At 69.0% G+C, this 24,478-nt stretch carries 23 protein-coding genes, 1 tRNA gene and 1 pseudogene; 14 read left to right on the top strand and 11 right to left on the bottom strand.

What is annotated here, in order from left to right:
- From ABZ260_RS19295 to ABZ260_RS19270, 6 genes are all read left to right on the top strand, one after another.
- The coding region (locus tag ABZ260_RS19295) for an FtsK/SpoIIIE domain-containing protein (RefSeq protein WP_355619169.1) at positions 1-821 on the top strand (821 nt) is incomplete at its 5' end.
- Entirely contained in the window at positions 818-1,018 is a 201-nt protein-coding gene (locus tag ABZ260_RS19290; RefSeq protein ID WP_355619166.1) for a hypothetical protein, read from the top strand. The genes ABZ260_RS19295 and ABZ260_RS19290, both read left to right, overlap by 4 nt.
- Positions 1,011-1,160 (top strand): hypothetical protein, encoded by a 150-nt coding sequence (locus ABZ260_RS19285; protein ID WP_355619163.1) that lies wholly within the window; start codon positions 1,011-1,013, stop codon positions 1,158-1,160. Before ABZ260_RS19290 ends, ABZ260_RS19285 begins: the two co-directional genes overlap by 8 nt.
- Positions 1,157-2,812 (top strand): replication initiator, encoded by a 1,656-nt coding sequence (locus ABZ260_RS19280; RefSeq protein WP_355619160.1) that lies wholly within the window; start codon positions 1,157-1,159, stop codon positions 2,810-2,812. The genes ABZ260_RS19285 and ABZ260_RS19280 overlap by 4 nt, the downstream gene beginning before the upstream one ends.
- A gap of 23 nt (positions 2,813-2,835) precedes the next feature.
- A complete protein-coding gene (locus ABZ260_RS19275; RefSeq protein ID WP_355619172.1) occupies positions 2,836-3,006 on the top strand; it encodes a helix-turn-helix domain-containing protein in 171 nt (56 codons plus the stop codon).
- Positions 3,003-4,367: a tyrosine-type recombinase/integrase gene (locus tag ABZ260_RS19270; protein ID WP_355619157.1), complete on the top strand. Its 1,365-nt coding sequence runs from the start codon at positions 3,003-3,005 to the stop codon at positions 4,365-4,367. The genes ABZ260_RS19275 and ABZ260_RS19270 overlap by 4 nt, the downstream gene beginning before the upstream one ends.
- Positions 4,368-4,602: 235 nt before the next feature.
- Here ABZ260_RS19270 and ABZ260_RS19265 read toward each other — a convergent pair.
- A tRNA-Tyr gene (locus tag ABZ260_RS19265) sits at positions 4,603-4,687 on the bottom strand.
- A gap of 472 nt (positions 4,688-5,159) precedes the next feature.
- Between ABZ260_RS19265 and ABZ260_RS19260 the strand changes: the two genes are divergently transcribed.
- Positions 5,160-5,654, top strand: a complete 495-nt coding sequence (locus ABZ260_RS19260) for a YajQ family cyclic di-GMP-binding protein (RefSeq protein WP_355619154.1) — start codon at positions 5,160-5,162, stop codon at positions 5,652-5,654.
- 241 nt (positions 5,655-5,895) lie between these two features.
- Here ABZ260_RS19260 and ABZ260_RS19255 read toward each other — a convergent pair whose 3' ends face one another.
- A complete protein-coding gene (locus ABZ260_RS19255) occupies positions 5,896-6,558 on the bottom strand; it encodes an SGNH/GDSL hydrolase family protein (protein ID WP_355619151.1) in 663 nt (220 codons plus the stop codon).
- A 323-nt stretch (positions 6,559-6,881) separates the two neighbouring features.
- On the opposite strand from ABZ260_RS19255, the gene ABZ260_RS19250 reads away from it, so the two are divergent.
- The 6 genes from ABZ260_RS19250 (at position 6,882) to ABZ260_RS19225 (ending at position 12,538) form a co-directional block, all read left to right on the top strand.
- Positions 6,882-7,508 carry a TetR/AcrR family transcriptional regulator gene (locus tag ABZ260_RS19250; protein WP_355619148.1) on the top strand — a complete coding sequence of 209 codons (627 nt, stop codon included), beginning with the start codon at positions 6,882-6,884 and terminating at the stop codon, positions 7,506-7,508.
- A 149-nt stretch (positions 7,509-7,657) separates the two neighbouring features.
- Positions 7,658-8,647: a hypothetical protein gene (locus ABZ260_RS19245; protein ID WP_355619145.1), complete on the top strand. Its 990-nt coding sequence runs from the start codon at positions 7,658-7,660 to the stop codon at positions 8,645-8,647.
- Between the two features lie 21 nt (positions 8,648-8,668).
- A complete protein-coding gene (locus ABZ260_RS19240; protein ID WP_355558056.1) occupies positions 8,669-9,244 on the top strand; it encodes a pyridoxamine 5'-phosphate oxidase family protein in 576 nt (191 codons plus the stop codon).
- A 470-nt stretch (positions 9,245-9,714) separates the two neighbouring features.
- Positions 9,715-10,188, top strand: coding sequence for a carboxymuconolactone decarboxylase family protein (locus ABZ260_RS19235; RefSeq protein WP_355619142.1), 474 nt, complete (start codon positions 9,715-9,717; stop codon positions 10,186-10,188).
- A 133-nt stretch (positions 10,189-10,321) separates the two neighbouring features.
- Entirely contained in the window at positions 10,322-11,245 is a 924-nt protein-coding gene (locus ABZ260_RS19230; protein WP_355619139.1) for an RNA polymerase sigma-70 factor, read from the top strand.
- Between the two features lie 414 nt (positions 11,246-11,659).
- Positions 11,660-12,538: a hypothetical protein gene (locus tag ABZ260_RS19225; protein WP_355619136.1), complete on the top strand. Its 879-nt coding sequence runs from the start codon at positions 11,660-11,662 to the stop codon at positions 12,536-12,538.
- A 36-nt stretch (positions 12,539-12,574) separates the two neighbouring features.
- Here the strand turns inward: ABZ260_RS19225 and htpX are convergent, their stop codons facing one another.
- The 7 genes and pseudogenes from htpX to ABZ260_RS19190 all read right to left on the bottom strand — a co-directional run bounded on the left by htpX (position 12,575) and on the right by ABZ260_RS19190 (position 20,758).
- Positions 12,575-13,426, bottom strand: coding sequence for a zinc metalloprotease HtpX (gene htpX / locus ABZ260_RS19220; RefSeq protein WP_350918189.1), 852 nt, complete (start codon positions 13,424-13,426; stop codon positions 12,575-12,577).
- 73 nt (positions 13,427-13,499) lie between these two features.
- The gene (locus tag ABZ260_RS19215) at positions 13,500-15,134 is read right to left on the bottom strand and encodes an NADH-quinone oxidoreductase subunit N (RefSeq protein ID WP_355619132.1); all 1,635 of its coding nucleotides are present in this window, start codon (positions 15,132-15,134) and stop codon (positions 13,500-13,502) included.
- Positions 15,131-16,846, bottom strand: coding sequence for an NADH-quinone oxidoreductase subunit M (locus tag ABZ260_RS19210; protein WP_355619129.1), 1,716 nt, complete (start codon positions 16,844-16,846; stop codon positions 15,131-15,133). The genes ABZ260_RS19215 and ABZ260_RS19210 overlap by 4 nt, the downstream gene beginning before the upstream one ends.
- Positions 16,847-16,996: 150 nt before the next feature.
- Positions 16,997-18,910 carry an NADH-quinone oxidoreductase subunit L gene (locus ABZ260_RS19205; RefSeq protein WP_355619126.1) on the bottom strand — a complete coding sequence of 638 codons (1,914 nt, stop codon included), beginning with the start codon at positions 18,908-18,910 and terminating at the stop codon, positions 16,997-16,999.
- Between the two features lie 272 nt (positions 18,911-19,182).
- Positions 19,183-19,467 (bottom strand): annotated as a pseudogene (nuoK, locus tag ABZ260_RS19200) (NADH-quinone oxidoreductase subunit NuoK); the annotation flags it as partial.
- 2 nt (positions 19,468-19,469) lie between these two features.
- On the bottom strand, positions 19,470-20,006 hold the full coding sequence (locus ABZ260_RS19195) for an NADH-quinone oxidoreductase subunit J (RefSeq protein ID WP_355619123.1): 537 nt from the start codon (positions 20,004-20,006) through the stop codon (positions 19,470-19,472).
- A complete protein-coding gene (locus ABZ260_RS19190) occupies positions 20,003-20,758 on the bottom strand; it encodes an NADH-quinone oxidoreductase subunit I (RefSeq protein ID WP_355619120.1) in 756 nt (251 codons plus the stop codon). Before ABZ260_RS19190 ends, ABZ260_RS19195 begins: the two co-directional genes overlap by 4 nt.
- A gap of 246 nt (positions 20,759-21,004) precedes the next feature.
- Between ABZ260_RS19190 and ABZ260_RS19185 the strand changes: the two genes are divergently transcribed.
- On the top strand, positions 21,005-22,420 hold the full coding sequence (locus tag ABZ260_RS19185) for a protein kinase (protein ID WP_355619117.1): 1,416 nt from the start codon (positions 21,005-21,007) through the stop codon (positions 22,418-22,420).
- 18 nt (positions 22,421-22,438) lie between these two features.
- On the opposite strand, the gene ABZ260_RS19180 is transcribed toward ABZ260_RS19185, so the two are convergent.
- Both ABZ260_RS19180 and nuoH read right to left on the bottom strand, forming a co-directional pair.
- Positions 22,439-23,407: a hypothetical protein gene (locus tag ABZ260_RS19180; RefSeq protein ID WP_355619114.1), complete on the bottom strand. Its 969-nt coding sequence runs from the start codon at positions 23,405-23,407 to the stop codon at positions 22,439-22,441.
- Between the two features lie 125 nt (positions 23,408-23,532).
- Positions 23,533-24,477, bottom strand: coding sequence for an NADH-quinone oxidoreductase subunit NuoH (gene nuoH / locus ABZ260_RS19175; protein ID WP_355619111.1), 945 nt, complete (start codon positions 24,475-24,477; stop codon positions 23,533-23,535).
- Between the last annotated feature and the right edge of the window lies 1 nt (position 24,478).

Genomic DNA, 24,478 nt, shown 5'->3' with positions numbered 1-24,478 from the left:
TCCCCCGCCGTGATCCTCTCGCCACTCCGCTTCCGGCCGTATCGGTCCCGGAGGAGGTCTCGGTGGGGCCGGTGGAGGTCGGCACGTGCGAGGACGGCAAGCCCTGGCTTCTAAAGGTTCACGGCACTCATGTCCTGGTCGCCGGGGCCACCGGGGCGGGCAAGGGCTCGGTCATCTGGTCGACGATCCGCGGCCTGTTACCCGCCACTCGGGCGGGCCTGGCGCAGGTGTGGGCGCTGGATCCCAAGCGGATGGAACTGTCCTACGGGCGCGAGATCTTCGGAGAGCGGTATGCCGCCGATCCGGCTGCGTGTGCGGATCTGCTGGAAGAGGCCGTGCGGATCATGCAGGAGCGGGCCGACCGCTACGCCGGACTCCAGCGCTCCCACACCCCCACCGTCGATGACCCGTTCGTCCTGGTGGTGGTCGACGAGGTGGCGTTCCTGACCGCCTACCAGTCCGACAAGGGGCTGAAGCTCCGTATCTCCGCTGCCCTGGCGACGCTCACGACACAGGGCCGTGCGGTCGGGTTCGGTGTCCTGGCTGCTCTCCAGGACCCGCGCAAAGAGGTCATGAACATCCGCAACCTGTTCCCCGACAAGATCGCACTCCGGCTCGACGAATCAGAGCAGGTGGACATGGTCCTCGGCGACGGCGCACGGGACCGCGGGGCACTCGCCGATCACATCTCCCCGATCCCTGAGCAGGGCGCCGGTATCGGCTACGTCCGGTTGGAGACCTCGCCCGATCCGATCCGGGTCCGCGCCGCCTACGTCTCCGACAGTGACATCCGCGCGATGGCGCTGGGGGTGACCGCGTGAGGGTCTGCTTCTACGGCACCGATGAGGAGATCACCCGCATCTGCGAGCGGCCCATCCTGGCCGTCCTGGGAACTCGCCACGCTCAGCCCGTCCTGGCCTTCGAACTGTCCAACATCCGCGTCACCACCGACCCCTACCAGACCACGTTCCGGCTGTCGGCCGACCTGTCCGAAGTGGAGAGGAGCGGCCGTGACTGAGCTGGCCCGCATCCTCGACGGCCTGCGCTGCTCGGCCTGCGGCGCGGTCAACACGCTGTGGCTGGACCTGCTCCGCGGCCTGGTCGAGTGCCGCGAGTGCGGACAGGGCGCACTCCTCGATCCTGATGGGGAGGACCTGTGAGCAATCCCAACGATCGCGGCCTGTCGCGGGCCGAACGTCAGAGAATGCCGCTCGCGCTGGATGTCGCGGTGGAGATCGCCAAGCACAACGGGGTGTGCATCCGGCCGGTGGTCTTGCGACGGTTGGACACCCACACCGGGCTCACCGAGGACGTCAACGTGCCCTGCGGGGCCACCATGGACGCCAAGTGCTCGTCGTGCGCTCGGCGTAACCGCTACCTGCGGATGGCCCAGTGCCGGGAGGGCTGGCATCTGGACGCCGAACCCTCGATCACCCCGGATGAGCCGAACGAGGAACAGCTTTGGCTGGTGGAGTTCCGCGCCGACATGCAGGCCCAGCGCGATGCCGCAGAGAAGGCCGGCGACGACACCACCGACCTGGATGCGATCCTCACCGGGCTGGATGCCGAGATCACCGCGGCCGGGATGCGGGGCACCCTGCTCGGCCGTACCACCGCCAAGCGCAACCGCTCGACCAGGCGACGCCAGGACGCCCCCGACCTGCCCAGGAAGGTCCGGCAGAACACCACCCTGGGACGGACGTTCACCAGCTCCGACGGGATGGTCTACCGGCCGTCGCTGTTCGTCACGCTCACGCTTCCCTCCTACGGCAAGGTACGCAACGGCGTGCCCGTCGATCCGGACGGCTACGACTACCGGCGGGCGGTCCGGGACGCGCTGCACTTCTCCAAGCTCGTCGACCGCTTCGTGCAGAACCTGCGCCGCGTCGCGGGCTATGACCTGCAGTACTTCTCCTCCGTCGAACCACAGAAGCGACTCGCGCCGCACCTGCACATGGCCATCCGGGGCACCATGCCACGCGCCGAGGTCAAGGCGATCGCAGCGGCCACCTACCACCAGGTGTGGTGGCCCCCCATCGACGAGGTGCGCTTCAACGGTGACCATCTACCGGTGTGGGCCGAACGTCCCGCGTGGGAAGACGGCACCCCCTACCCGGACGGCCAGGACGGCGACTACCTCGATCCGGTCACCGGGGAAGTGCTGCCCACCTGGCGCGAAGCACTCGACCGGCTCGACGCCGACGAGGAGGCCGAACCGCTGCACGTGGTCCGCTTCGGCGCCCAGGTCGATGTTCAGGGCATCCTCGGCGGCACCCCGGATGCCGACCAGTGCATCCGCTACCTGAGCAAGTACCTGACCAAGAGCCTCGGCGACACCCTCGATGCCGACAACCCGGCCCAACGCGACCACGCGGCCCGCATGGTGGAAGCACTCCGCTACGAACCCTGCTCCCCGGCCTGCCCGAACTGGCTGCGCTACGGCGTCCAGCCCAAGAATCCCAAGGCGGGCATGGCACCGGGCCGATGCCGAAGCAAGGCACACAAGCCCGAACACCTCGGCTACGCGGGCCGTCGCGTCCTGGTCTCGCGCAAGTGGTCGAACAAGACCCTGTCCGAGCACAAGCGCGACCGCCGCACCTGGGTCATGGAAGCCCTCGGCCTGGCCGACGAGGTCCCCGACCCGCACCGCTACGTCTGGAAGCCCGTCCCGGCCGGTGATGGCGACATCCCCTCCCTGGCCCTGCGGCTGCTGCGCATGGTCGCCGAACGCCAGCGCTGGCGAGCAACCCTGCTCGCACTCCAAGACAAGGCGACCGGACAAGATCTTTCGGCAATCAGGGAGGCGGCGTGAAGAAGAAGGACGACGACAAGCTCATGACCGTCCCGGAGATTCTCGACAAGCTCGGCGGGATCTCCGTCCGGACCCTCTACCGCTGGCGCGAGATCGGCAAGTTCCCCCGTGGCCTGCGACTCCCCAACGACGAGATCCGCCTCCACCGAAGCGAGTTCGAGGCGTGGCTGGAAACCCTCCGGGAGGCGGCGTGAACACCTCGTACGACGTCAAGTTCTTCGAGATCAGTCGGAACAAGTCCAGCAAGACACCTTCGTACGTGGTGCGTTGGGCGGTCGCCCGGAAGCGATCCTCGAAGACCTATCGCACCAAGGCACTCGCCGAGAGCTTCCTGTCGGACCTGCGGCAGGCGGCCAAGCGGGGCGAGGCGTTCGACATCGAGAGCGGCCTCCCTCTCTCAATGATCAAGGCTAAGGACGCTCGGACCGTCCTTGAGTTCGTCACGGCCTTCATCGAGATGAAGTGGCCCCACGCAGCGGCCAAGAGCCGGGACAGCATGTCAGACGCACTCGCCACGGTCCTCCCCTCGCTGACCAAGGACCGGCCCGGCCGCCCCGATGTCGAGATCATGCGGACGGTTCTCCGGAAGCACCTCCTCCTCCCGGAGAGCAAGAGAGCAGAGATTTCCCCGGAGATGGCACAGGCGGCCCGCTGGCTTCAGTCCGCGTCACTCGACCTGACCGCCCTGAACGACGCCAAGACGGTACGGCTGGCACTCGACGCGCTCGCCCTCCGCCTCGACGGCAAAGCGGCGGCTCCGAACACGATCGCCCGTAAGCGGGCCGTCTTCCATGCCGTGCTGGAGTACGCGGTGGAGCTGGAGGAGTTGGACGCCAACCCGCTGCACAAGGTCACGTGGAAGCCGCCCAAGGTCACCGAGACCATTGATCCCCGTGTGGCGGTCAATCCCCGGCAGGCTCAAGAGCTGCTCACGATGGTGACCTACGTGGGCGGGCGTGGTCGTGGCCGGCGGCTCATGGCGCTGTTCGCCTGCATGTACTACGCGGCACTGCGCCCGGCTGAGGCGGTCGGCCTACGACTCCAGGACTGCCACCTTCCGCCCAAGGGCTGGGGGCGGCTGACGGTCGACATCTCCCGGCCAGAGGTCAACACGCACTGGACGGACAGCGGGGACGCCCACGAGGAACGGGGGCTCAAGCACCGGGGCCGTGCCGACGTGCGTCCGGTGCCGATCCCGCCTGAGCTGGTCGCGATTCTTCGTCGGCACATCGAGGAGTACGGAACCGGCACGGACGGGCGGATCTTCCGTAGCGAGCGGGGCGGCGTGATCGCGTCGACGGCCTACACCGAGGTGTGGCAGGAGGCTCGGAAGCTGGCCTTCACCCCGGCTCAGGTGGCCTCTCCCCTGGCTCGCAGACCGTACGACCTAAGGCACGCGGCGGTCTCGCTCTGGCTCAACGTGGGTGTCTCGGCTCCCGACGTGGCGGAGCGGGCCGGGCACAGCGTGGACGTCCTGTTGCGGGTCTACGCCAAGTGCCTCGACGGGCAGAAGGACTTGGCGAACAAGCGGATCGAGGACGCGCTGGTCGCGTGACATGCCAACCGTACGGACAGGACCCCGGAAGCGCTCCGGGGTCCTTCGGCGTTCCGGGGGCCGATTCCCGTCTCAGGAGCGGCCGGAAAGTCCTGCGCGACCTGGGAAAACGCGGCCAAGATCATTGCACGCATATTGGTGGAGTGGTGACATGCGGCTGCTTCCGGCTGCCTGCGGCTGCGTGTCCCGGAAACGCAAAAGAGGCCCCGGAGGGCCTCTGAGCTGCCAGTTTGGCTGGTGGCAGGTGCAGGACTTGAACCTGCGTAGGCTGAGCCGACGGTTTTACAGACCGCTCCCTTTGACCACTCGGGCAACCTGCCGTGTCCTCCGCGTACCGCGGCGACAGGAAAAGAATAGCGGACTTCCAGTGGGGACGTGACATCCGCGGAGGGCACCCGCCGATAGATGGGCACACTGGGACTTTTGGGGCGGGTGTTGTCGCTCGTGCCGGTCTTGAGCGGGGCGGACGAGGCAGGAGGGACGTCGCGATACGGGCGTGATACGGGGTTCGGCGGCGGGTATCGGGCGGGTGAGGCGGGTGGGCCGGGGGTGACCTGAGGGAGAGCCGGCCGTGGAGTGGAACGGCGGAGCGGGGTAACGGAGTGGGACGACACGCTGTGGGCGAGGCGGGACACACTGCCGCCCCAGCATTGACAGGAGATGCTGGATAGGCTGATCCGTTACGTACGCGTCTACCGAACCTGCTCGCGGACGCCGCCGCGGTTCGCGGACCGCGATATTCGTGAGCCGGGCAGCGGGTGATAGTTCCAGCAGTTCAAAGGGGATTGGGCTTTGGCGGATTCATCGTTCGACATCGTTAGCAAGATCGATCATCAGGAGGCCGACAACGCGCTGAACCAGACGCTCAAGGAGGTCGGACACCGGTTCGACTTCAAGGGTACCGGCGCGACGATCGCCTGGTCGGGTGGTCAGAAGGCCGTCGAGATCAGGGCCAACAGCGAGGAGCGCGCCAACGCGGTCCTCGACGTGTTCAAGGACAAGCTGATCAAGCGTGGCCTGTCGCTCAAGATTCTTGACGCGGACGAGCCCAAGCTGTCCGGCAAGGAATACCGCCTTCTGATCACCCTCAAGGAGGGCATCGACCAGGAGCAGGCCAAGAAGATCTCGAAGATCATCCGGGATGAGGGGCCCAAGGGGGTCAAGGCCCAGATCCAGGGTGATGAGCTGCGGGTGAGTTCCAAGAAGAGGGACGAACTGCAGGAGGTCATCGCCCTTCTCAAGGGCAAGGACCTGGAGGTCGCCCTCCAGTTCACCAACTACCGGTAGACCGAGGGCCGGGCGGAGCCGTGACTCGCACGGTTGCCGCCCTCCACTCTCGGATGCACGCTGCCGAGAGTGGAGTCGACGACAGGCGCTTCGGGCCACTCTCCTCCGGACGTGTTCAAAGCGATCATGAGGCTTGAGTGGCCCAGAGCCACCCGGTATCGGATGGTCCACCGCGACCAGACGGCTTCCTGCTTCCGAAAACGCACCGCCATGCTCAGCGGGTGATGGACGCACGCGCCCTTCAGGCCGAGGCGAGGTGACGGCCCAGTCGTCTGATGGTCTCCGCGGCGAGCAGGGCGTGGCCCCGCATCGAGGCATGGATCATGTCTGAGCTGTACGTCGAGATGTCGGCGCAGGCGGGGTGGCTCCACATGTCGACGACCAGCGCGCCGTGCCTGGCGGAGACCGCGCTCACCCGCTCGTTCAACCTCAGCAGTTTAGGACTGAGCGCCTCAAGCTGAGGGATGGCCGAGGCGATGTTCATCAGGCGGTACGTGATCACTGTCGCACCGGCCGCCCGTAATCCGCCGATGATGGCGTCCAGCTCGCCCTCGACCGCGTCCATGTCGACCACCGGGCGGAACAGGTCGTTGCCCCCGCAGATCACGGCCGCGAGGTCGGGCCCGAACTCCAGCGCCCGGCTGAGCTGCTGTTCCCGCACCTCGGCGGCGACCAGGCCGCGCAGGCCGAGGTTCACATAGGCCAGGTCGGGCCGGCACCGGGTCAGCGCCTCCTGGGTCCGGTCCGCCCAGGGCAGGGTGCGGTAGCCGGGGACAGGCTCGCCCAGCCCTTCGGCGAGGCTATCGCCGAGCACCGCGAACCGCTTCCACGGGGCGGCGGCGAGAAGCCTGTCGGCCTCCTTCGCCGGGAGGTGGAAGTCATCGGTTGAGACGTCTTCGGTCACGTTCACTGCCTTTCTGGGCATCGGTCCGGCCCAGCTGGGGGCCGATCCGCCTGTCGACAGCATAAGAACGAACGATCGTGCTATCAACACCCATCAAGCTGGAAATTATCTGGTTGATTTAACAGAACGTTCGTGCTTAAAGTTTGACTCGCGAAGGACATGACCGACAGCTGTTCCGGCGCTGCTCGGCCGGACCACGGCGGGCCGGTCGCGCCGGGGAGCACGGCTCGGGCAGCCCGCCGCGTATGGTCTCCGCACCGGCTGTCGCCGATCGATGGCGAGCCGCTGTGCCGACGGGACTCCAGTGGACGGGGACGGTTGAGATGACACAGGACGGGCGTGTGGTGCGCGGGGACCAGACCCGGCAGCGAATCCTGGACCGTGCGATGGCCATCGCGTCCCAGGACGGGCTCGAAGGGCTGTCGATCGGGCGCCTCGCCACCGACCTCGGGGTGAGTAAGAGCGGGCTGTTCGCACATTTCGGTTCGAAGGAGGAGTTGCAGATCGCGGTCGTACGGGCCGCCGAGGAGGTCTTCACCCGCGAGGTGGTCAAGCCGGCGCTGCGGACCGCGCCCGGCCTGCCACGCCTGGTCGAGCTGTGCAGGGGCTGGCTCGACTACTCAGAACGGCGGGTCTTCCCCGGCGGTTGCTTCTTCTACGCGGCGGGTGCGGAGTTCGACTCACGGCCTGGCCGGATCCGCGATCTGCTGGCCCAGGCACGCCGCGACTGGCTGAGCCTGTACGAGCAGACCATCCGGGACGCCCAGCAACTCGGCCAGCTCGACGCGGATGTCGAACCGGCCCAGCTGGCGTTCGAGTTCGACGCGCTCGCCACCGCGGCGAACTCGGCCGCGCTGCTGCTCGACGACGCCTTGGCGTACCGGCGCTCGCGCGCCGGGATCCGTGCCCGGCTGCGCGCCCTGGCCACCCGGCCGGAAGAGGTTCCCTGACAGCTCCACAGCGAGGCCCGGTCCGGGCCCTTCATCTGAATCGCCGCCCCATGCCGGTGGCCGAGAACCGGCCCCGGACCTTTCGCCGGCTCTTGACGCAACTTTTCCCGCCGGGGCCCCATCTATCAGGGGGACGGAAGGAAAAACCGATGAGACCCTCACACGGATTCGCCGTACTCGCAGTCGCCGCCGTAGCGGCCACCGGCATGATCGCCACTCCGGCAGCGGCGAGGACGGACAACCCGGCCAGGTACGCCTGGCTCAAGAGCTGCCCCAAGGGAGACGGCAGCGTCCCCTGCGGTTCGTGGATGCTGACCCTGCGCAGCGGGAAGACCGTCACGCTGCCCGACGCGCAGGTCCACCCCAGGTCCGCAGGCGGCAAGGTGGACAGGACCGCCAGCAACTCGATCTCCATCAGCGACGACGGCCGCTTCGTGAACTACTTCAAGGGCGGCGAACTCGTCGTCCGTGAAGTGAGCAGTGGAAAGGTCCGCCCGCTGCCGGGTGGTACCGCGGGCCTGCCCAAGGGGATCGGCCAGAGCGACGTGGACACGACGCTCTCTCCTGACGGCTCGGCCATCGCGGTCGACTACTATGACGCCGCGAACAGGCTGCCGACCCTGGTCATCAACCTGAAGACCGGCGAGACGGCCAAGCTGCCGCCGAAGAACAGCCTGATGGGTTTCAGCCCCAGCGGGAAGTACCTGCTCACCTCCCGATTCACCGATGACAACACCACCGAGTTCGTGGTCTTCGACGCCGAAGGCAACAAGACGGCGAGCCAGATCATCCCGCAGATCGTGTCCAACAACGCGCCTGTCGCACTGGCCGACGACGGGAACACCGTGGCCCTGGTCATCTCCAGCGAATCGAGCAGGCCCCGCCTGCGTACCTATGACCTGTCCTCTGACACCGTCTCCGAGGCGATCGGAATCGGCATGCCCAAGGGCGAGGCCGCGCAGCGTCTCGCCTGGGACACGGCCGGCTCGCTCACCCTCTGGACCAGCCGCAGCGACCAGGAGGGCGAGCTGGGCTCCGCCGTGAAGCGAACGCTGAACGCCGAGACCGGGAGCACTCGCAAGCTGGACTCCTTCAGACTCAGGAAGAACGCGTGGGTCTGGTGGCTGCCCGGCGAGTGACCGTGAATTATCTTCGCTTTTATGGGGAAAATTCATGACAAGATCAATGACCGGTTGCGCGAGTTCATCAAAGCGCAGCCGGTCTATTTCGTGGCGACGGCTCCCGAGCAGGGCGGTCACGTCAACATGTCCCCCAAGGGATACGCCGACACCTTCGCCGTTCTCGACGACACCACCATCGCCTACCTGGACCTGGACGGCAGCGGGGTGGAGACCATCTCCCACCTCCGCCAGAACGGCCGGATCACGGTCATGTTCTGCGCCTTCTCCGGCCCTCCCAACATTCTTCGCCTGTACGGCACCGGCCGGGTCGTCGTACCGGAGAGCCCTGACTTCGCCACACTGATCAAGAGCTTCGGCCCGCACCCGGGTGTGCGGTCGATCATCGTCGTCGACTGCGACCGCATCGCCGACTCCTGCGGCTTCTCCGTGCCGTTCATGTCCTTCGACAGTGACCGGACGCTGCTGGACGAGTGGGCGGGCCGCAAGGATGTCCAGGAGCGGCGTGCCTACCGGGCGAAGAAGAACCGCGAGAGCATCGACGGCATCCCCGGTCTCTCCTCCGAGGAGACCGACCCGGTCACCCAGCACTCCTGAGACCACCGCCTCACCCGGACCGGTCCCCGAGGGCCGGCCTGTCCGACCGGGCTTTCTCCGAGGTCGGATGACACCCACGATGCCAAGCGACACGAGGGTGTCAGTGTGCGGGTGGGCCTGTGCGTGGTGTCAGGAGGGGCCTTCGGGGAGGATCGGACCGGATTTCGGCGGAAGCCGTAGATGAGGCGTACGGGTGGTGGCGCGATCAGGACTGGCTGACCGGTGACCCACTGCGCCGCCTCCGCCGCCGGGCGCGCGCACCGGACCGGACCCGGGCGCTGCCTCGGGCCGAAACGGAGGCGTTGCCGACCCGCCCGGACCTGGCCCTGCGCGAGCGCGCACAGCGGATCGACGCAGCGCCGGCCGGGCTCGGTGGCCGGGAGACGCAGGTCACATTCGGCTATGTCACAGGGGGTCGGGCTACCCCGTCTCAGGGGGTGTAGCCATCAACGACCACAGAGGAGCACACCATGGACGCGCGACTCGACTACTTCGCCGACCCGACCGCCGGCAAGGTCCTCAAGTACTTCATGTCGGCGGGAAAGGCGCTCAAGGACTCGCCACTGCCGACCGCCACGCAGGAACTGGTGGCGCTTCGGGTAAGTCAGATCAACGGCTGCGCCGTCTGCATCGACATGCACACCAAAGAGGCCGCCGCTGCCGGCGAGACCTCGGTGCGGCTGAACCTGGTCGCCGCGTGGCGGGAGGCCACGGTCTTCACCGAGGCCGAGCGTGCCGCGCTGGAGCTGGCGGAGGAGGGGACCCGGGTCGCGGATGCGGCCGGTGGGGTCAGCGACGAGGTGTGGGCGTACGCCGCCAAGCACTACGACGAGGGGCAGCTCGCCGCCCTGGTGCTCCTGGTCTCCTTCATGAACACGGCGAACCGGCTGAACATCATCACCCGACAGCCGGCCGGCGACTACGTGCCCGGGCAGTTCCACTGAACGGCATCGGCAACCGGCTCGGGGTCCGACTGCGGGCCCCGGGCCGGTTGCCGACGGCTTGGGTGATCACCAGAAGATGCCTGCGCCGGCGAGTACGGCCAGGTGAGAGGGGTTCAAGGGGAGGGGGTTCGGCGTGAGCAAGGTCGAGGAGTTCGAGGAGCTGCGGCCGCTGCTGTTTTCGATCGCCTATCGGATTCTGGGCAGTGTGGGTGAGGCCGAGGACGCGGTGCAGGAGACATGGCTGCGCTATGACGGCTTGGCGACCCGGCCCACGTCGACCAAGGCTCTTCTGTCGGCCGCGGTGACGCGGATCTCGATCGATGTGCTGCGCTCCGCGCGAGTGCGGCGGGAGGCGTACGTGGGCCCGTGGTTTCCCGAGCCGCTGCTGAGCGATCCGTATCAGGATCCGGCGCGGTCGGTGGAGCTGGCCGACTCGGTGTCGATGGCGGCGTTGCTGCTGCTGGAGCGGCTCAGCCCGCTGGAGCGGGCGGTGTTCGTGCTGCGGGAGGTGTTCGGCTTCGGGTTTGACGAGGTCGCCGCGGCGGTGGGGCGGTCGGAGGCGGCATGCCGGCAGCTGCTGGTGCGGGCGCGGCGGCATATGGAGGCCGGGCGGCCGCGCTTCGAAGCGGTCCGCAAAGAGCGGGAGGAACTGGCGTCGCGGTTCTTCGACGCCCTCCGCGAAGGCGACGTCGCCGGCCTGCGGGAACTGCTCGCCGCCGACGTATCGATGGTCGGTGACGGCGGCGGCAAGGCCCCGCAGCTGGCCAGGGCCGTCATCGGCGCCGAGAACGTGGCCCGGCTGCTTGCCGCCCTCTTTCCCTGGTTGACCCGGATCGACGTGACGTTCGAGCCGCACGAGGTCAACGGCCAGCCGGGCGCGATCTTCCGCGACCGGGACGGCAAGGTGCTCCACATCCTGGCGCTCGATGTACTCGACGGGCAGATCCAGACGATCCGCTCGGTGATCAATCCCGACAAGCTCGGGCACGTGGGCCCGGTAGCGGACGCCTGGGCAATCGACCGTGAAGTAAGGCAGGCACGCCGCCGCACGAAATGACCTCAACACTGGCAGGGCTTTTCGCCATCCCGGGGATGAGGCAAGGACCGGCCGGAGTGCACGCTGCCGCACCGCCGCTGACATCGAGGGTCCGGTGGGAACGGAACGGTGTCACATTCGCTGACATGATCATCGTGAGTCAGTGTGTTACCAGGCACAACGAGCGTGTTTCCAAAAGCCGGTGTTCGCCCGTACCCTGCTGCGCGCGTCGGCGGTATCGGCTGTCAGCGGTTGTGGTCGGCCCTGCGCCACCCTGCTGCGGTGGCGAGCACGCCCGCTGACACTCCCATGTCGCTTGGCACATGACGGCACCGCCGGTCGGCCTTGACCGAGGCGTACAGTAGCCCGTACGTAACGGACGCCCCCCGAATGTCCGGAAGACTCGGGGGGGCCTCAGTGGGATTGTTCCGCCGCTTGAGTGTTTGCGTCGTCGTGGTCGTCGTGGTCATGGGGGCGAGCGTCCCCGCCCAGGCCGGGGTTGCGAGGTCTCCGGTCCGGTACGCGGGGCTCGACGGATGCGTCTGTGCTCCGTGGAAGCTCTGGGTACGCGGCGGCAGGGTGGTCAGCCTCACCGACGCCCGGGTGTTCTCCAGGGGCAGGCAACGGGCTCCGCTGGCCCTGTCGCCCAACGGGAGGTATGTCACTTATTTCCAGCTCGGCGACGGGGCGCTGGTGGTACGGAAGATGACGACCGGCGAGATACGCACGGTGCCCGGCGTGAAGTGGTCGAGCGCCATGCGCGCGGCGCGGATCGAACTCTCTCCCGGCGGGCGGTACGTGGTGCTGGGCATCCGGTGGGGGCACCGGATCCTGGACACGTACAGCGGTAAGAGTGTCCCGGTGCCGCCGGGGCTGCGGCCTTGGAGCTTCAGCCCCGACGCGAGGTTCGTGCTGGTGGTGGATGACTCGTTCCAGGCGGGGATCTACTCGATGTCGCCCTTCGCCGAGTGGGGACGCGTCCCGGTGGGAGGCGCGCTCGGTCCTGACGGGGAGACCGTGGCCCATTTCACGGCGCGTGACGCGGGGATCGGCCTGTGGAACGTGTCCGCGGGCAGCGCGCTGAGGCGCGGCCCCATCCCCGTGCCCCGCGGCAGGACCCCTACCAGGCTGCGTTGGAACGGCAAGGGCCACCTCGACCTGCAGACGGTCACCTCGCGCAGGTTGAGGAGAGGGGGAGGCACTCGCTACGCCTGGTATCGGGTCGACCCGGAGTCAGGCCGGACGGAGCGGATCGGCGGCTTCATCGTGCCCGGATCCGTCCACAACCCGATCATCACCGGTCTGACGCCCTGACCCGCCTCATCCGGCAGGGTCAGCGGCGGCAAGCGGTCAGCGGCGGTACCCGGCCATGCGCTCCAGGCGGGCGACGCGCTCGGCAGTGGGCGGGTGGGTGGAGAACATCCGGCCGAGCCCCGCACCGCGGAAGGGGTTGGCGATCATCAGGTGGGAGGCGGAGGCGATCCGCCCGTTCTCCGGGAGGGGCAGATGGCGGGTGCCCATCTCGATCTTTCTCAGTGCCGAGGCGAGTGCCAGCGGATCGCCGGTCAGCCGAGCCCCTGACTCATCCGCCTGGTATTCGCGGGAGCGGGAGATGGCCATCTGGATCATCCCGGCCGCGACCGGGCCCAGCACGATCATGAGGAGTGCGCCGATGAATCCGGGCCCCTCGTCGTCCTCTCCGCCACCGAAGAACAACCCGACGTAGCCGAGATAGGTGATCATGGTGGCGAGCGCTCCGGCCACCGAGGAGATCAGGATGTCGCGGTTGTAGACGTGGGAGAGCTCGTGCCCGATGACACCGCGCAGCTCGCGCTCGTCGAGTATCTGAGTGATCCCGTAGGTGACGCAGACGGCGGCGTTACGAGGGTTGCGCCCCGTCGCGAAGGCGTTGGGCTGCATGGTCGGCGAGACGTAGAGCCGGGGCATGGGCTGGCGGGCCTGTGTGGAGAGCTCACGCACGATCCGGTAGAGCAGCGGCTGCTCGACCTCACTCACCGGCCGGGCGCGCATGGCCGACAGCGCGATGCGGTCGGAGAAGAAATAGGCGGCACCGTTGGTCACCAGCGCGACCAGAACCGCGATCTGCACGCCTGCGCCGCCTCCGAACCACGCCCCCACCGCGATGATCACCGCGGACAGTGCGCCGAGAAGGACCGCGGTACGCAGACCGTTGTGGTGCACTACACCCCCCTTTCGGTTGATGCCGATTCACCTGTGACAACGTTTCCAGCCAGGACAAACGTTCCCAGGTGTTTCAGCCCGCGGCGATCAGTGCTCCGGGGACGAGGTCGAGGACCAGTTGGGGGGCGACCGAGAACGCGACCGCGACGATCCCGGCCACCGCGATCGCCACACCGGCGGGTATCCATCCGGCGGCGCGGCCGGCCGTTTCCGCGCCCTCGGTGGCCGGAGTGAAGATCCGCACCACCCAGGCGATGTAGTAGTAGAGGCCCGCGACCGTGTTGACCGCCATCACCACGGCCAGCCAGCCGCCGCCACCGCCGAGGAGCTCCCGGAACACCACGATCTTGGCGAAGAGCCCGGCCAGCCCCGGGGGCAGGCCCGCCAGGCAGATCAGGAAGAAGGCCAGTGCCAGCCCGGCCGCCGGGTTCCGGAACGCCAGGCCCCGGTAGTCGTCCAACTCCCCCCTGCCGGAGCGCCTCGACACCAGCGTGACCACGGCGAACGCCCCGAGGTTCATCGCCGCGTAGAAGACCAGGTAGGCGATCGAAGCGTTCATCGCCTCGTGGCGCCCGGCGCCGAGGGGAGCGAGGATGTAGCCCGACTGGGCGACGGACGACCAGGCGAGCAGCCGCACGGCATGGCGCTGGCGCATGGCCAGGAGGTTGCCCACGGTCATGGTGAGCGCGGCGATGATCGCGATCAGCGGGACCCAGATGGCGCCCTGGCCGCCCAGGGCGACGACCAGGATGAGGATCAGTCCGGCGAACCCGGCAGCCTTGGAGATGACGGAGAGCAGGGCCGCGACGGGGATGGGCGCCCCCTGATAGACATCGCCCGCCCACGCGTGGAACGGCACCGCCGCGATCTTGAAGGCGAACCCGGCGAGGACCAGCACCACCGCCACGGTGACCACGGCGGGCAGGTCGTAGCCGATCTCCAGTGAGGAGCTGTAGGCGGTGTCGACACCGTCCAGGACGAGCCTCAGGCCGGGTGCCCCGAGAACACGCTGCTGCAGGGCCTGGGCGATCCGGTCGAGGTAGACGGTTCCGGTCGTCCCGTACAGCAGGGAGACCCCGAAGAGCATCACCGCCGTGGAGACCACGGAGACCAGGAAGAGCTTGACCGCGGCCTCGGAGCTCCGGCCGTCGTAGCGTCTGAGCGCGGTGAGCGCGAACACCGGCAGCGAGACGAGCTCCAGGGCGACCACCAGCATGATCAGGTCACGGGAGGCGGGCAGGGCGACGGCACCCGCCAGCGTGCAGAGCAGCAGGAAGTACCACTCGCCGACGGGGATGTCCCCGAAGGAGAGCTCTGCCGCCGAGAGCAGCACCACGACGATTCCGGCCGCCAGTGCGAGTCCCGCGAAGACCAGTGTGAAGTCGTCGACCACGAACGAGCACGGCGCCGCGGCGGCCGGATTCACCGCCTGTTCGGTGTTCAGGGGGGCGATGGCACCGATCACCGCGTGCGGGGAGCCGAGCAACCCCTCCGGCACGCAGAAGGTCCGCAGCGGGTCTCCGGTGCGCAGTGCCTGCGAGACCACCACCGCCAGTGCGCCGATCACCCCTGCCAGGGTGACCGCGCCGAGCGCCGGCCGGACGTACGGCCTGCGGGGCAGGAAGGCGTCCAGGAGCAGCACCAGCCCGGCGGTGAGGGCGAGGATCAGCAGTGGCGCGACCGCGTAGTAGTCGATCGACTGGATCACGGTGCCCCCACCAGGGTCCGGACCACCGGATCGGTGAGCAGAAGGAGCGCCTTGGGCCAGAGCCCGAACAGCAGGATCAACGCGATCAGCGGCACCCAGGCGGCCAGCTCGTAGCCCATGACGTCGGGCATCCGCGGCCTGCCCGCGCTCACCGCTCCCGGCGGGTGCGTGCCTCCTCCACCCGCGGTCACCGCGGCCGCGGGGAGGTCCTCCTCCCCGCCCGCCCTGGATCTGAGGGCGTCGTCCTCGGATCCGGTCGGGCCCGTGGAGGGGAGAGCATCCGTGCCGGCCGCGGTGAGGAGCGGGACATGGACGGTCTCGGTGCTCCGGCCGTGGGTGACGCGGGAGAGCATGAGCAGGAAGTAGGCGGCGGTCAGCACGGTGCCGAGACCTCCGAGAGCCATGAAGACCAGGTAGAGGGGGCCGGACAGGCCCGTGGCCGGTTCGAAGGCGCCGAGGAGGGCCAGCATCTCACCCCAGAAACCCGCCAGCCCCGGCAGCCCGAGTGAGGCGACGCAGGCGAAGGTGAGCAGGGAACCGAGGTGGGGAAGGCGGGTCAGCATGCCGCCACCGAGGGCGGGCATGTCCGAGGTGCCGTAGCGCTCCTTGATCGCCCCGGCGACGAAGAACAGCAGGGCGGTGATCAGGCCGTGGGCGATGTTGCCGAACAGCGCGCCGTTGATCCCGACGGGGGTCAGCGTGGCGAAACCGAGGAGCACGAAACCCATGTGGCCGACCGAGGAGTAGGCGATCATCCTTTTGAGGTCGCGCTGGGCGAGGCAGGCCAACGAGCCGTAGATGATGCCGATCACCGCGAAGGCTCCGAGCCAGGGGGCCACAGCGGCGGCCCCGTCGGGCAGGACCGGGATCGCGATTCTGGCGAAACCGTACGTACCCATCTTGAGCAGCACCCCCGCCAGGAGCACCGAGCCGACGGTGGGCGCCTCGGTGTGGGCGTCGGGCAGCCAGGTGTGCAGCGGCCACATCGGGGTCTTGACCGCGAGACCGATGCCGACGGCCAGGAAGGCGATGATCTGCACCGGGCGGGACATGCCCGTCCCCCGCGCCTGGGCCAGAGCGGTCATGTCCAGGGTGCCGGTCTGCGACCAGATGATCAGTAGACCGAGCAGCAGGACCACCGAGCCCAGCAGGGTGTAGAGGATGAACTTGGTCGCCGCCGCCCGGCGGGCACGTCCTCCCCAGATGGCGATCACGAAGTACATCGGGATGAGGACGACCTCGAAGAACACGAAGAACAGCAGCAGGTCGAGCGCGAGGAACGTGCCGATCATGCCCACTTCGAGGACGAGCAGCGTGAACACCAGTGCCCGTGGCCGGTTACCGCCGCGTCCGGGGCTCAGCAACTGCCCGGGGCCGTCGGCGCGGCCCCGGCACAGGTAGACGAAGCAGAGAAAGGTCAGCAGCGTGGTCAGCACGACCAACGGCAGTGAGATCCCGTCCACGCCGAGGTGGAACCTGAGGTCCAGGCCGGGGATCCAGGCCAGGTCGGTCACGAACTGCACGCGGGCGGCGTCACCGTGGTCGAACGCGGCGGCCAGCACCACCGACAGTGCGAAGGTGACCCCGGAGACGGCCGGCCCGTGCACCCTGAGCAGCCGCTCCCTTGCCGCCGTATCCGCACCGGACGGCACGAGCAGCACGGTGGCTCCGGCGAGCGGCACGCCGAGAAGTGCGATCAGGAGCCAGCTCATGGCGCGGCCACCTCACAGAAATTCGGCCCCGGATTCGGCTCTGGGTTCGGCACTGAGTTCGGTCGCCGGGGAGAGGTCAACGGCGCGTCACCGCCAGACGGGTGGAGAGCGGCACGGCGGCGCCCACGCCGCCCCGGGGGGACAGAGAGCTCACCCGAAGATCACCGCCCCGGCCGCGATCAGGAGGACGCCCGCCAGCAGGCCGGTGACGTAGAGCTGGACGTTGCCGTTCTGCACCAGGCGGACCAGCCCCGCCAGTCTCAGGGTCGTCCGGCCCGAGCCGCGTACCGTGCCGTCCACCACGTGGTTGTCCGTGCGGACGACGAGGCGCGCGAGGAGCAGCACGGGCCGGACGAGGAGCCCGGTGTAGACGGAGTCGACGTAGAAGGCCCGCTCGCAGGGGACGCGGAAGGGGCCGAGCACGCGGGCCGGGTCGGTCTGGGGCGCGGAGCGCCACACCGCGTAGACCGCCCCCGCACCCAGCAGTGCCACCGTGAGGCTGAGGGCGGCGGTGCCCCAGTGGACGTCGCCGATGCGGACGAAACCGAGGAGCAGGGCCGGAACGGCCAGCACGACGATGGGCCAGCGCATGCTGGCCGGCACCTCATGTACGGCAGGTACGGCGGCGTGGGCCTCGCCCGCCACGGGCTCGGGCCGCGAGGCACGCTGCCCGAAGAAGGTGCGTAGCCACGCGCGGGTGGCGTAGGCGCCGGTCACCGCGATCGTGGCGAGGGCGCAGCCGTAGAGCAGGAGGGCCGCGGCATCGGTCAGCGGGCCCGCGGACAGGGAGTGCTCGATGCCCGTCAGCATCTCGTCCTTGCTGAAGAAGCCGCTGGCCGGAGGCAGGCCCATCAGGGCGGCGAAGCCGATCGTCATCGCGGCGAAGGTGACCGGAAGCCCCCTGCGGAGACCTCCCATCGTGCTCATCAGGTTGGAGCCGACCGCGTGGATCACCGCTCCGGCGCAGAGGAAGAGCAGTGCCTTGAAAGCCCCGTGGGTGATCAGGTGGAAGATCGCGGCGTCCCGTGAGCCTGCGGCCAGGGCACCCGCCATGTAGGCGAGCTGGCTGATCGTGGAGTAGGCGAGGACGCGCTTGAGATCGTCCTGGGCCAGGGCGGCGAGGGCCGCGCCGAGCATGCCGAGGGCGGCCAGGACCGCGAGCACGTCCAGGGTGGGCCGGGCGCCGAGGAAGGCGGGATAGAGCCGGGCGACGACGAAGATCCCGGCGGCGACCATGGTGGCCGCGTGGATGAGGGCGCTGATCGGTGTCGGTCCTGCCATCGCGTCGGGGAGCCAGACGTGCAGCGGAACCTGGGCGCTCTTGCCCGCGACCCCGGCCAGCAGCAGCATGGTGGCGGCGATGAGGGTGCCGGATGACATCTCGGGGACCCCGGCGATGACGTCGGCGATCCTGAAGCTGCCGGCCGCCGTCCCGAGGACGAAGATGCCGAACAGGAAGCCGACGTCGCCGATCCGGGTGACGAGGAACGCCTTGATCGCCGCTCGCGAGTTGGCCCGCTCCTCCCACCAGTGCCCGACCAGCAGGTACGAGCACAGGCCCATGATCTCCCAGCCCACGTAGAGGACCAGGAGGTCCGCCGCGTAGACGACCAACAGCATGGCGCTGGTGAACAGGCTGATGAAGGCGCTGTAGGACGGGTAGCGCCGGTCACCGCGCAGGTAGCCGATGGAGTAGACCTGCACGGCCAGCGCGACCACGGTGACCAGCACCGCGATCGACGCGGCGAGGCCGTCGACGAGCAGCCCGACCGAGATCGGCACCGACCCCGTCTCGATGACGGTGAACGTCGCGGTGACGCCGTCGGCCGCGCCCTGGCCGGTGGCCGCCCAGGTGGCGTAGGCCAGCCAGATCGCCAGGGCGGTGGAGATCGCGGTGGGCAGCACGGCGATCCAGGCGGCCCGGCGGTCGGCGCCGGCGTTGAGGTCTGTGCCGGGGGCGCGGGACGTCGCGCCGCGAAGCCCCCGGGGGAAGCGGGAGCCGAGAAGCCCGGTGGCCGCGGCGAGGAAGGGCAGCAGGATCACGAGCGAGGCGACAGTGATCATGACGCGTCACCCGGCCTGGTGTCCGTCTCGGATCCGGCGGGAAACCGGGACTGCCGCGTGCGGGTCGCGGTCCGTGTGTGGCTCCGGGTCTCGGCCGGGGTCTGCTCCGGGCTCTGGGTCCGAGGTGGGGAGTGGGCACCGGCCTCGCCGGGGAGTGCCGCTCCGGCGGGGTCGGTGGATCCGGGATCGGTGGGCTGGATGCCATCGGGGCCGGGGTCGACCGGCCCGGGGCTCGTGGCCCCGGGGTCGGTGGGCTCGGACAGGGAGCGGAGGCGGTCGAGGTCGATGGTCCGGCGGTTGCGGTAGAGCGCGAGAACGATCGCGAGACCGAGACCGACCTCGGCGGCGGCGATCACGATGACGAACAGGGTGAGCACCTGCCCGCTGTGCAGCCGGTCGCGCAACCAGACGTCGAAGACGACCAGGTTGAGGTTGACGGCGTTGAGCATGATCTCGACGGACATCAGCACGAGGATCGTGTTGCGCCGGGCGAGCACGCCGTACACGCCGATGGAGAAGAGCAGTGCCGAGACGACCAGGGGGTAGACGACGTGCACCTTCAGTCCCTCCCGCGAATGTCGGTGCGGGACAGGACGATGGCGCCGATCAGTGCCGCCAGCAGCAGGACCGAGAGCACTTCGAACGGGAGCACCCAGTTGCGGAAGATGCTCGCGCCGAGTTCCCCGGCCGAACCGCCGCCGGGCTCAAGCGGGACGTAGGCCATCCGGAAGCCGTCGACGACGACGGTGACCAGCACGGCCGCGGTGGCGATCGCCACGATCACGGCGGTCGGCCGGTTCGAGCTGTCGAGGTCGGCGCTCCTGCCGATCGGAGCGCGGGTGAGCATGATGCCGAACAGCAGCAGGACGACGATCGCGCCGACGTAGATCAGCACCTGGACCCAGGCGACGAACTCGGCGGTGAGGACCAGGTAGCCCCCGGCCAGCGCGCCGAAGCAGACCACCAGCCACAGGGCGGCGTGGACGAGTTGTCTGGTGGTCACGGTAAGCAGCGCCGACCCGACGGCCACCGCACCCAGCAGGAGGAAGACGATCTCCTGCCCGGTCGGCGACAGATAGGACGGCGCCTCGGTCATGTCTCCTCCTCGGGCTCTCCACTCGGATCCGTGGAAGAAGTCTGCTCCGGCGGGGCCGTCTTCGGAGGAACGTCACCCTTGCCTGTGGATAACTTCTCGGTGGACGACTCGCCTGTGGACGGAGTGTCCTTCTTGGGGAGGGCACCCGGCGGCCGGATGGCCCGGACGCTCGCGTGTCCCGCCGAGGGACCTGTCCTGGACGGTCTGCCGGGTGGCGGAACACGTCGCACGGGTGGCTCCTCGGGAACTCCCGGGGCCTCGGGCGCGGGAGTCGCGGCAGCCTGGGGAGCCGGCGTGGGACGGGGGCGGACCGGGCGGGAGGTGGCCGCCAGTTCCTTCGGCGGCTCGGCGCCCGGCTCGTGGGCCGGGGGCGGCGGGACGGTCTGGGCCCAGGCGGCCAGCTTGTCCTTCTCATGGAGGAGGTTGCGGATGTCGCCCTCGGCGTACTCGAACTCCGGAGACCAGAACAGCGCGTCGAACGGGCAGACCTCGATGCAGATCCCGCAGTACATGCAGAGGGAGAAGTCGATCGCGAACCGGTCGAGCATGTTGCGGGCGCGGGGACGGCCCCCCTCCGGGGCGGGGAGGGTCTCCTTGTGGGAGTCGATGTAGATGCACCAGTCGGGGCACTCGCGAGCGCAGAGCATGCACACCGTGCAGTTCTCCTCGACCAGCGCGATCACCCCCCTGCTCCTCGGGGGCAGATCCGGCCGGACTTCGGGGTACTGCTGAGTCACCGATCTGCTCAGCATGTGGCGAAGGGTGACGGAGAGTCCCTTCACCAACCCCACTCCTGGTATCCGTGCCACAACTCAACATCATGACGCACAGTGGGGCGCTCGGGAATGCGGTGGGCCCTCCAGACCGTCACAACACAGAGATCACCCGGGTTATCCACAGAAGTTATCCACAGACTGTGTGTTCGATAATCGCCCTCCAACCGCCGGGTCGACGGAGAAGGACTGCGGACATCCTAAAAAAATCGTATTGTTCGGCACATGTCCCACCAGTACGGACCAGCCTGGCAGCCGCGACCACCGGCACGATCCAACACCGCGTGGAGCGTGGTGTGGGCGCTGGTGCCCCTGTTGACCTGCGGTGTCGGGACGCCGTTCGTCATCGGCCACGCCGCGCGCCGGCTACGGAGCCCGTTGCTGGCCCTCGCCGCCGCCCTCTACGGCCTCGGCATCGGCACCTTCGTGATCGCCGCCGGGATCTACGGGAGCTCCGATCTCATCCCGGTCTGGCTGGACGCCATCGGAATGATCGGCCTGTTCGGCAGCTGGCTCGGCGGGCTGGGCCACGCGCTGATCCTCAGGGGAGAGGTGTTCCGGCCGCGGCCGTTCCAGGAGTTCCACCCGCGGCCGGCCCCGGAGTACGGGCGCCCGCCCCAGCCGGTGCCCTACCAGACCGGCCCCACGGTGGTCTCGGTCCAGCACCCGCCCGCGCAGCGGCACCCGGGGCCCGCGCAGCACGGCGGATACCAGCAGGCACAGCACCATCAGCGTGACGACCGGCCGCCCCAGTACGTGCAGAGCCACTTCGCGCAGAGCCAATTCACGCAGGGCCAATTCACGCAGGGCCCGCCCACCCACGCCGTACAGGGCCAGAACCCCCAAAGCCCTCAGAACACCCCGGCCCCCCAGGGCTGGCTGGGGCCCTACCGCCTGATCGGCAACCTGGGGAAGGGCGGTCAGGGAACGGTTCACCTCGCACTCACCCCGCAGGGGCAGAAGGTCGCGATCAAGGTGCTGCACGAGCACTTCAACGGCAACCAGGTGGTCAGGGAGCGATTCCTGCGGGAGGTGGAGGCGACGCGCAGGGTGGCGACCTTCTCCACGGCCCGGGTGCTGGACGTGAACATCAACGAGGACCAGGCGTACGTCGTCAGCGAGTACGTGGAGGGCGTCTCCCTGGAGCAGCTGGTCCGCGACAAGGGTCCGCGCGACGAGGACGGGCTGACCCGGCTGGCCCTGGCCACGGCGGGCGCGCTGGCCGCGATCCACCGGGCCGGCGTGGTGCACCGGGATTTCAAACCGGCCAACGTGCTGATCGGCGCCGACGGACCCCGCGTGATCGACTTCGGCATCGCCCGAGCCCTCGACCAGGTCACCGCGACATCGGGCAACATCATGGGCACCCCCGCCTACATGTCGCCCGAGCAGCTCGCGGGCGAGACGATCGGCCCGGAGACCGACGTGTTCAGCTGGGCCTCGACCATGATCTTCGCCGCTTCCGGCCGGGTGGCCTTCGGTGAGGACACCATCCCCGCGATCCTGAACCGGGTGATCAACCACCAGCCGGACCTGACGGCCCTGCCCCAGTCACTGCGCCCGCTGGCCGCGGCCTGCCTGGACAAGCAGCCCCGCAACCGGCCCACGGCCTCCGACATCATGCTGCGGATCGTGCAGTAGACATTCCCGGCCGGCGGGTCAGGGGACCGCGTCCTTCGCCTCCGCCGTCAGGTCCAGGTATTCCTGGTGGGTCAGCGAGCGAGCCTGGAACTCAAGGCCGTTGCCCGCGGCGAAGCGCTCGACGTCCCCCGCGTTCCAACGCCCCGGCAGGTGGAACAGCCCCCCGCCCACCAGCAGGCCGGTCACGCCGGACTCCGCCGAGTAGAGCAGCAGCTCGGAGGCGTCCAGCTCGCGGGTCCTGCGCGCGGTCTCCAGCAGCAGGCGGCCGTGGACGACCACCAGGCGGCAGTGCGGCTGGCCCCCGCGCCTGAGCACGCGCCCCTGGGCGGTCTGGTCGCGGGACCTGCGGCGGCCGACCCCGATCACGACGACGGCCCCGACGACCGTCAGCCCGGCCAGCACCAGGGCGGCGACCCCGAGCGGCCCCATTCCCCAGGTGACGTCTCCCTGAGTGACGTCTCCCCTGGTGACGTCGGCGCGGGTATTGGTCAGGTTGAGGAGCACCAGCGCCACGAAGGCCGCCCCATAGGCGAGCACCGCCCACATGAGCACGTACAGCAACTGCTCGCGCCACCACACCTTCGGCGAGCTCAGCGGCGGCCTGAGGCTTCTCGCACCGGGCACCCGCAGGCGTGGCAGGGGCGCGGGCGCCCTGCGCCAGGTCACCGCGCGCCACCTCGGCGACCTGCGGGCCAGCGCGACCCTGGCCTGCTGCGGGGTGTCGAACGCCCGGAACTCGAACTCCAGCCCGTTGCCCGCGGCGAACGCCTCCACCGCTCTCCTCGACCGGGACCCCGGAGCCTCCAGCATGACCAGGCCGGACTCGTCGAGCACCGCCAGGCCGTATCTCGTCCTGCCCCGGCCGGGGTAGCCGAAGATCAGCAATCTGCTCGCCCGGCCCGCGCCCGCGAGCGGCAACCGCACCGGTGAGTGCTCCGGCACATCGACGACCAGTTCGTCGTTTTCCACGGCAAGCGCGAGGGTCATCCGTTCCGTCCTTGGCAAGTGATGTCGCAGGGTGCACTGCTCCCTGCCCAGGGTGAGCGCTTCGAACGTCAGATCATCCGTACGGTGGGCCGAGCGGGAAACCGGTGCGGGCGCGCGGTGCGAGGTTACCCGGCGATGACCCTGACGACTCCCGTCAGCGCGAGCTGGACCAGCGCCAGCGGCACCAGACCGACCCAGGCGAGCCTCTGCAGCTGGTCCTCACGGAGCCTGGGATAGCTCACCCTCAGCCAGATGACCACGAAGACCAGCAGGAAGACCTTGATGAGCATCCACACCGGCCCCGGCAGGAGGGGGCCGTGCCAGCCGCCCAGGAACAGCACGCTGGTCAGCGCGGAGATCACGATGATCCCCGCGTACTCGGCCAGCATGAACAGGGCGAACCTGATGCCCGTGTACTCGGTCATCGGGCCCATGATGAGCTCGGAGTCGGCGATCGGCATGTCGAACGGCGGGCGCCGGAGCTCGGCGAGTCCCGCGACGAAGAAGACCACGCCGCCGATCGCCTGCCAGGGCAGCCACCACCACTGCCAGGCCTCCACGATGCCCGGCAGGGAGAGCGTGCCCGCCGCCATCGCGACGCTGGAGGCCGCGAGGACCAGCGGCAGCTCGTACGACATGAGCTGGGCCGCCGAGCGCACTCCGCCCAGGACCGAGTACTTGTTGCCCGACGACCAACCGGCCATGATCGAGCCGAGCACGCCGACCCCCATCACGGCGAGGACGAAGAACAGCCCGGCGTCCAGGTCTACCCCGACCAGCCCCGGCCCGACCGGGATGACGACCATCACCAGGAGATAGGGGACCAGCGCCACGCCGGGGGCCAGGGTGAAGACCCTGCGGTCGGCGGCGGCCGGGATCACCTGCTCCTTCTGCATGAACTTGACCCCGTCGGCGATCAGCTGTGCCCAGCCGTGGAAGCCTCCGGCGTACATGGGGCCGAGGCGCGCCTGCATGTGCGCCATGACCTTGTGCTCCATCTGCCCGGCGACCAGCGGCAGCACCAGGAAGACCGCGACGATCACGACCAGCCGGACCGCGACGTCGAGCACC

Source organism: Streptosporangium sp. NPDC006013 (assembly GCF_040614275.1).
Classification (GTDB): Bacteria; Actinomycetota; Actinomycetes; order Streptosporangiales; family Streptosporangiaceae; genus Streptosporangium.
This window is presented reverse-complemented; position numbering and strand designations above follow the sequence as displayed.

What these genes read in the sequence shown, in the direction of transcription:
- ABZ260_RS19240 (WP_355558056.1), top strand. Translation starts at nt 8,669, where the DNA reads ATGGGGAAAATTCATGACAAGATCAATGACCGGTTGCGCGAGTTCATC.
- ABZ260_RS19195 (WP_355619123.1), bottom strand. Translation starts at nt 20,006, where the DNA reads ATGACCGAGGCGCCGTCCTATCTGTCGCCGACCGGGCAGGAGATCGTC.
- ABZ260_RS19180 (WP_355619114.1), bottom strand. Translation starts at nt 23,407, where the DNA reads ATGACCCTCGCGCTTGCCGTGGAAAACGACGAACTGGTCGTCGATGTG.
- ABZ260_RS19190 (WP_355619120.1), bottom strand. Translation starts at nt 20,758, where the DNA reads ATGCTGAGCAGATCGGTGACTCAGCAGTACCCCGAAGTCCGGCCGGAT.
- ABZ260_RS19235 (WP_355619142.1), top strand. Translation starts at nt 9,715, where the DNA reads ATGGACGCGCGACTCGACTACTTCGCCGACCCGACCGCCGGCAAGGTC.
- ABZ260_RS19185 (WP_355619117.1), top strand. Translation starts at nt 21,005, where the DNA reads ATGTCCCACCAGTACGGACCAGCCTGGCAGCCGCGACCACCGGCACGA.
- ABZ260_RS19205 (WP_355619126.1), bottom strand. Translation starts at nt 18,910, where the DNA reads ATGATCACTGTCGCCTCGCTCGTGATCCTGCTGCCCTTCCTCGCCGCG.
- ABZ260_RS19275 (WP_355619172.1), top strand. Translation starts at nt 2,836, where the DNA reads ATGACCGTCCCGGAGATTCTCGACAAGCTCGGCGGGATCTCCGTCCGG.
- ABZ260_RS19245 (WP_355619145.1), top strand. Translation starts at nt 7,658, where the DNA reads ATGAGACCCTCACACGGATTCGCCGTACTCGCAGTCGCCGCCGTAGCG.
- ABZ260_RS19210 (WP_355619129.1), bottom strand. Translation starts at nt 16,846, where the DNA reads ATGAGCTGGCTCCTGATCGCACTTCTCGGCGTGCCGCTCGCCGGAGCC.
- ABZ260_RS19250 (WP_355619148.1), top strand. Translation starts at nt 6,882, where the DNA reads ATGACACAGGACGGGCGTGTGGTGCGCGGGGACCAGACCCGGCAGCGA.